General features: G+C 50.0%; 5 protein-coding genes and 1 pseudogene. 2 read left to right on the top strand and 4 right to left on the bottom strand.

The features are described 5' to 3' along the window. Positions 1-42: 42 nt before the first annotated feature. The 3 genes and pseudogenes from EGV91_RS09760 to EGV91_RS09750 all read right to left on the bottom strand — a co-directional run bounded on the left by EGV91_RS09760 (position 43) and on the right by EGV91_RS09750 (position 3,385). Complete coding sequence (locus EGV91_RS09760; RefSeq protein WP_135503154.1) at positions 43-987, bottom strand: phosphoglycerate dehydrogenase; 945 nt, start codon at positions 985-987, stop codon at positions 43-45. Positions 988-1,098: 111 nt separating this feature from the next. Then, on the bottom strand, positions 1,099-2,631 hold the full coding sequence (locus EGV91_RS09755) for a class I adenylate-forming enzyme family protein (RefSeq protein WP_135503151.1): 1,533 nt from the start codon (positions 2,629-2,631) through the stop codon (positions 1,099-1,101). A gap of 17 nt (positions 2,632-2,648) precedes the next feature. Continuing rightward, positions 2,649-3,385, bottom strand: a pseudogene (locus tag EGV91_RS09750) (SDR family oxidoreductase). 183 nt (positions 3,386-3,568) lie between these two features. Here EGV91_RS09750 and EGV91_RS09740 point away from each other — a divergent pair. Continuing rightward, positions 3,569-4,156, top strand: a complete 588-nt coding sequence (locus tag EGV91_RS09740; RefSeq protein WP_158290599.1) for a TetR/AcrR family transcriptional regulator — start codon at positions 3,569-3,571, stop codon at positions 4,154-4,156. Positions 4,157-4,191: 35 nt separating this feature from the next. On the opposite strand, the gene EGV91_RS09735 is transcribed toward EGV91_RS09740, so the two are convergent. Then, the gene (locus EGV91_RS09735; protein WP_135503140.1) at positions 4,192-5,514 is read right to left on the bottom strand and encodes an MFS transporter; all 1,323 of its coding nucleotides are present in this window, start codon (positions 5,512-5,514) and stop codon (positions 4,192-4,194) included. Between the two features lie 226 nt (positions 5,515-5,740). Between EGV91_RS09735 and EGV91_RS09730 the strand changes: the two genes are divergently transcribed. Then, entirely contained in the window at positions 5,741-6,244 is a 504-nt protein-coding gene (locus tag EGV91_RS09730) for a spore germination protein GerW family protein (protein WP_135503136.1), read from the top strand. The last annotated feature ends 1 nt before the right edge of the window (position 6,245 follow it).

Here is a 6,245-nt window from a genome sequence, read left to right as displayed (position 1 = left end):
TGCCGCGGCAACAAGGGGTATTTTTATTAGTCGGCCCATCGTTCATTTGATTTCAAAGTCCAGCGCATCGCCTTTTTGCAGCTTGCGGATGTTTGACACCGATAGCTTGCTGATTCTGGCAACAGCCTCGTACGTCGCTCCGCCAATATGGGGAGTTGCAACGACGTTTTCAAGTTTTGGCAAGCCACTAACCGGCGGCTCCTGTTCGAAGACATCCAAAGCTGCGCCGGCAATCTCTCCTTTTTGGAGCGACTCGGCCAGGGCTTTCTCGTCCACCAACTGGCCACGTGAGATATTGACTAAAAACGCCGTCGGCTTCATTTGGCTGAGCGTCTCTGCATTAACCAGGTGCCTGTTCTTCGCCGTGAGTGAAGTTGCCACTACGATGAAATCCGCTTCGCTGAACAAAACGTCCTTGTCGACAAAATGTGCATTCAATTGCTCGGCCAGCACATAATCCTTGTGGTTGCCGTAGACAAGCGTCTTCATGCTGAACCCTGTCGCGCGCTTTGCGAGTTCTTTGCCGATTGCGCCGAATCCGATGATGCCCAAAGTTTTACCGGATACTTCAAAGCCCATCTCCGTTTGCCAGACCCCGCTTTTCACTTCACTGTCTTTTTTCGGAATCTTCCGTGCCGCTGACAGCATTAGGCCGAACGCATGGTCCGCCACTGCCGGCGCATTCACTCCCGGTGCGCTTGTGACGCGGATGCCTTTTTGCTTCGCGTAATCCACGTCAATATTGTCGATTCCCGCTCCGTACTTGATGATGCATTTTAAATTCGGCGCAGCATCGAGCACTTCTTTATCGAGTTTGACGATGTTCACCAAAATGATGTCCGCATCTTTCACTTCTGCTTTCAATTGTTCCTTGCCGATGCCGTTATCTGTATGGAGCACCTTCACTTCCCCGATCGTTTCAAGTTCGGGTATCAGGTTTTTATCAGCTTCGTAAAAAGCTTCCTTCAGCAACAATACGATATTCATCGAATCCCTCCAGCAATTGGTTTTCTTCTATCTTACCTTTCAGCTTCCGCTACTGCTGCAGTTTTTGCAAATTTACAAACAAAAAAGAGGTGATTGCCATCACCTCTCCCGCTAGTTCTTATACAGCTCCCGGATTTGGCGCTTCAGGATTTTGCCTGACGCATTTTTTGGAAGGTCTTCCACGATGGACAACACTTTGATGCGCTGGTATTTCGCAGCTACACGTGTATTGGCCCAGTCCATCAACTCTTTGCTTTCTATAATTTGGTCCGGCTTCAAGATGACATGGGCAACCGGGATCTCCCCCCATTTCTCATCCTGGATGCCAACGACGGCCACTTGGGAGACCGCCGGATGGGAACTGACCACTTCTTCGATATCTTTTGGAAACACGTTGACGCCGCCAGAGATGATCATGTCTTTTTTCCGGTCGACCAGATAAATATAGCCTTCGGTGTCGGTAAAACCGATGTCGCCTGTTTTGATCCACTTGCCATCCACCAATGCTTCCTCGGTCTGTTCCGGCTTGTTCAAATAGCCGGTCATCATCGTCGGGCCACGGCCGAGAATCTCGCCTGTTTCCCCGATCGGCACTTCCTGCAACGAGTCGTCGACAATCTTGAATTCATTGAAGATCATCGGCGGCCCGACAGAGCCCGGCTTCTCCAATACATACTCAGGGCGCAGCGTCGTCAGGAATCCTTCTGTCAGCCCATACAATTCAAATAGCCTGCCAGGCAATTCGGAAGCCAGCTGCTGTTTCCGGTTCTGCGGCAACGGCGCCCCAAGCGCCAGCAGCACTTGCAGCGACGACAGACGGGCTGGGTCATAGCCTGGATGGTCGAGCACTGTGATGACTTGCGTCGGCACCATCATGGTATGCGTCACCCCTTCCCTTTCAATCAAACCAATGATTTCGTCTTTATCGAATTTGCTTTCAAGGATGTAGGTCGCACCCGCGCAGATCGCCGGGTACATGAACGCCACCGAACCGTTGAACACCAGGCTCCCGGTTGCCAGCACGGTGCTATTGAAATTCACACCGTATTCCATACCCCACAGAAACGCATACATGATGCGGGTTTTATGGGTATGGATGATCCCTTTCGGCAGTCCTGTGGTGCCTGATGAATACATGATGTTCACTTCATCGTTTTCGGAAATGGACCTATCCGGTTCGTGGTACGGCTGGCCCTCCACCAAATCGCTGTAGCGGAAGAATTCGCCACGTTCTTCAGTGACCGACACCAAATGCCGAATAAAACCGAGCTGGCCTCTGATGCTGGCAATATCCTCCTCGTAAGATGCATGGAAAACCACCATTTTCGGCTGGCAATCTTCCAATTGATAGATATTATCCGTGCCGCGCACCATCGGATTGAGCGGGACAATGACAGCGCCAATTTTGGCGGCCGCCCAGAAAAGCTCCAGCATCTCCAGGCAATTCGGCAATAACATCGCCACGCGATCGCCTTTTTCAATGCCTTTTCCGATCAAGGCATTCGACAGGCGATTGACGCGCTGATTAAATTCTTTGTACGTTAGCCGTTCGCTTCCGTGGATGATGGCTAATTTATCCGGATAATGGCGGGCATTGCGCTTCAGCATCATTCCAACGTTCAAGAAGTCCATGTTCATCTCCATATTGTGGTTCCCCCTGCTTATTTCAGATTCAATCCGGTAGTCAGCCCGCCGTCCACTTCAAGCAAAGTGCCGGTTACGTAGCTCGATGCATCGGATGAGAAAAACAGCACAGCCTGAGCGATTTCTTCCGGCTGCCCGACGCGTTTCATCGGAATTTTTTTGAGGAATTTCTCTTTCCCCTTTTCATCCATCGATCGGAACAATGGGGTATCGATCGAGCCCGGCGCAATGCTGTTGACCGTGATCTCCGGTGCAAGCTCTAAGGCTGCCGTGTTCGTCAGCGATACCAAACCAGCTTTTGAAGCAGAATAATTGGCCTGCCCGAAATTCCCTTTATGCGATACCGAAGAAATATTGACGATTTTGCCATAGCCGCTCTGCTTCATCAATGGCGCTATTTTTTTGATGATCAAAAACGCGCCTTTCAAATTGACGTCCAGCACGCCATTCCATTCTTCCTCCGACATATCCACCAATTTCTTGTCACGGAAAATCCCCGCGTTATTGACCAGGATATCGATGCGGCCGAATTTATTCATTGCCTCTTCGACGCACGATTTACATCTTCGCTTTTCGCGACATTGCCTTTCGTGAAAAGGCTTTCATTTTCGAATGAACGTGTGATTTCTTTTGCTTCTTCATTCAAATCAAACACGACTACTGATGCGCCTGCCTGATCCAATTGTTTGGAAATGGCAGCTCCAATGCCGCTGCCTCCACCGGTTACAAATGCAATCTTGCCTTTTAAGTCCATGAAAGATCCTCCATTCGTTTTCAAAGACCTTGGTCTCTGAATGCCCAAAAAAATTATTGCCTTTTGGCAATCTGCGGTAATTCCTGTAAAATGAAAACAACTTGAAAGACCCTGGTCTTTAAAAATCATAAAGGCTTCACTCTAAATTGTCAAACTATTCTAAACAAAAAGGAGGTCATCCATTTGGCATCACGGCAGCAGCAAGCGCAGTTGACACGGAAAAAAATACTCGATGCCGCCCTGGAACTTTTCAACGAGAACGGCTTTGATGATGTGCGCGTCAGCGACATCACTGACAAGTCCAAAACTTCCAAAGGCGCATTCTACACTCATTTCAATTCCAAATACGAGATTTTCCTGGAGAAATTCAAGGAAATCGATGACTTTTACCTGGCTTTCGAAAAAGAGCACGCTGCACTCGACAGCCCCGCCCTTTTCCTGGAAAGGCTGCATCTTGCCCAAGCGCGCTATTTGCGCGATGAACTCGGAAAAGACACAGTCCGCACCATTTATATGAACTTGCTGCGGCCCAGCGAAAAGAATTTCGTATCGGATCCAAACCGCCCCTATTTCCAAATCGTCAAAAGACAGATTGAAAAAGGCCAGCAAGCCGGCACATTCCGCATAGATCTGCCTGTTGAATCGCTTTCTTCCCAATGGGCAAAAGCGATTCGCGGCAATGTCTATGATTGGTGCGCCCATGACAACTTTGATATCGAAGAAGAACTGAAACAGCTCATGAACATCTTATTGGATGGGATTAAAGCGTAAAAAAACCACCTTTCAAAGAAGATGGTTTCCAAATCTCAGTTCGACCCTATGGCCTTGTTGTTATTATTGCCAAGCGACCAGACGACAATTGGTATGAGCAGCAATGCGAGGAATCCTCCACCGAGCGACAGCACCGCGTAGCTGTAACCCGCCACCACCATTCCTGACAACATGCCGCCCGCCGCGCCAGAGAGCGCGACGAGCACATCAATCGTCCCTTGGGTTTTGGCCCTCGCTTCCGGCAGCGTCGAATCGACGATAAGCGCCGTTCCGCTGATCAATCCAAAATTCCAGCCAAGACCAAGCAAAGCAAGCGCTAGAATCAACATTGGAAGCGAACCGCCTGGTGCAATTGCCGCCACAATTCCAGCAGAAAGCAGCGTAACGCCCGCTGCGATGACCATTGCCGTCCTTCCAACTTTATCTACCAATACCCCCGTCAACAATGAAGGCAGGTACATTGCAGTGATATGGATGCTGATGACCATGCCCACTGCGCTGAGGTCATGCCCGTAATGGCCCATGTGGACAGGTGTCATCGTCATAATCGCCACCATGACAATCATCGTAACAACCATCACTGAAGCTCCAAGGAACACACCGCGGCTGTGGATTGCCGGCGTGTCATCAGCGGTTTTATTCATCGCTTTGTCGTCCTGCACTTTTTTCTCCGCAACTGCCTGTGCCACAAGCAAAGGATCCGGACGAAGGAAGAGGAACAGCACAATGGCCGCTGTAAAATAGACAGACGCCGATAAGATGAAAGGACCAGCAAGCGCCGGAATGCTAATGGACTCGGCGAATCGGCCCATGACGCCGACAAGGTTCGGCCCTGCAAACGCACCGAATGTCGTTGATACCATGACGATGCTGATTGCCTTTCCGCGCTGTTCCGAGCTTGCGAGATCCGTCCCGGCATAGCGGGCAAGCAAATTAGTTGCCGTCCCTACTCCATAAACCAATAGCGAAATGAGCAGCATCGTTATATTGTCTGCAACAGCAGACAGTATAACGCCGATTGCCCCGATTCCTCCGACGATAAATCCTGTAGACAGCCCTGGACGCCGCCCATATTTCTGCGACAGTTTTCCGACAAGGTACGCTCCGCCCGCTGAGCCTAAAGTGAATAGCGCGGTCGGGATGCCTGCAAAACTCTCGTCCCCGAACATATCTTGCGCCAGCAATGCACCGACCGTAACACCCGCAGCAAGTCCGGCGCCGCCTAAAATCTGCGAAAAAACCACAATCCACAGTGTTTTCCGGTACAGCTGCTGCAGCATTTCCGGTGATTCAGCGTATTGCCTCATCAACGCGGACTTCCCCTGACCCGAATCGAGGTTCTTATTTTTCTGTGCCATAAAGCTTCCTTCTTTCTAAATCCCTGTTTTATTTCAGTATGCGCTTGAACCCTGGATTCAACAATACCTTAAATTAAATAGAGGGATAGCTCCGGATAAAGCGAATTTATATACTAACAGTTTGGCGGGTGATGGAACTGTTCTCGCTTGCTGCTTCGATTGCTCTGGCCATGGCAGACAAACCTGCACAATATCCATATCCAACTATTTAAAAGGAGTGAAGAACATGGATGAAAAAGATTTCACACCGTTCAAATCGTCTCCAGTGCTTCCGATTTTCGAAAAGTTTTCAACAGCCCGCGATGTATCGCTCGTCTATGGCGATCCGATCGAGATGCATGGCAGGACCATTATTCCTGTAGCCAAAGTGAAATATAGTGTTGGCGCAGGTGCCGGCAGCGGCTATGAACGCGAAGGCGCAGATCCCGATTCTTCCGATTTTGGCGAAGTTGAAGGCGGACAAGGTGAAGGGGCTGGCGGCTCTTTCCAAGTAAAGCCGGTGGGTATTTATGATGTGACGGCCGAGAAAAGCATCTACCGGCCGATTGTCCCGGTAGAACTCATTATCCTTCTGCCGCTTATGATGACCGGCCTTGCATTTTTGATGGCCGCAAGCCAGGACAAGCCGGGCCGTATGGAACACAAAAAAAGAGGCCGTATGCGCATGGGTTCCCGCTGCAAAACCAAAGGCCAAGGCATGAAGATGAAAGGCATGGGACATAGTGATTAAA

Source organism: Planococcus koreensis, from assembly GCF_004761975.1.
Taxonomy (GTDB): Bacteria; Bacillota; Bacilli; order Bacillales_A; family Planococcaceae; genus Planococcus; species Planococcus koreensis.
Note: the sequence above shows the minus strand (reverse complement) of the source record. Positions and strands in the feature narration are given on the sequence as shown.

Excerpts from the sequence above, each read along its gene's own strand:
- EGV91_RS09760 (WP_135503154.1), bottom strand. The coding sequence starts at position 987 with ATGAATATCGTATTGTTGCTGAAGGAAGCTTTTTACGAAGCTGATAAA.
- EGV91_RS09755 (WP_135503151.1), bottom strand. The coding sequence starts at position 2,631 with ATGGAGATGAACATGGACTTCTTGAACGTTGGAATGATGCTGAAGCGC.
- EGV91_RS09735 (WP_135503140.1), bottom strand. The coding sequence starts at position 5,514 with ATGGCACAGAAAAATAAGAACCTCGATTCGGGTCAGGGGAAGTCCGCG.
- EGV91_RS09730 (WP_135503136.1), top strand. The coding sequence starts at position 5,741 with ATGGATGAAAAAGATTTCACACCGTTCAAATCGTCTCCAGTGCTTCCG.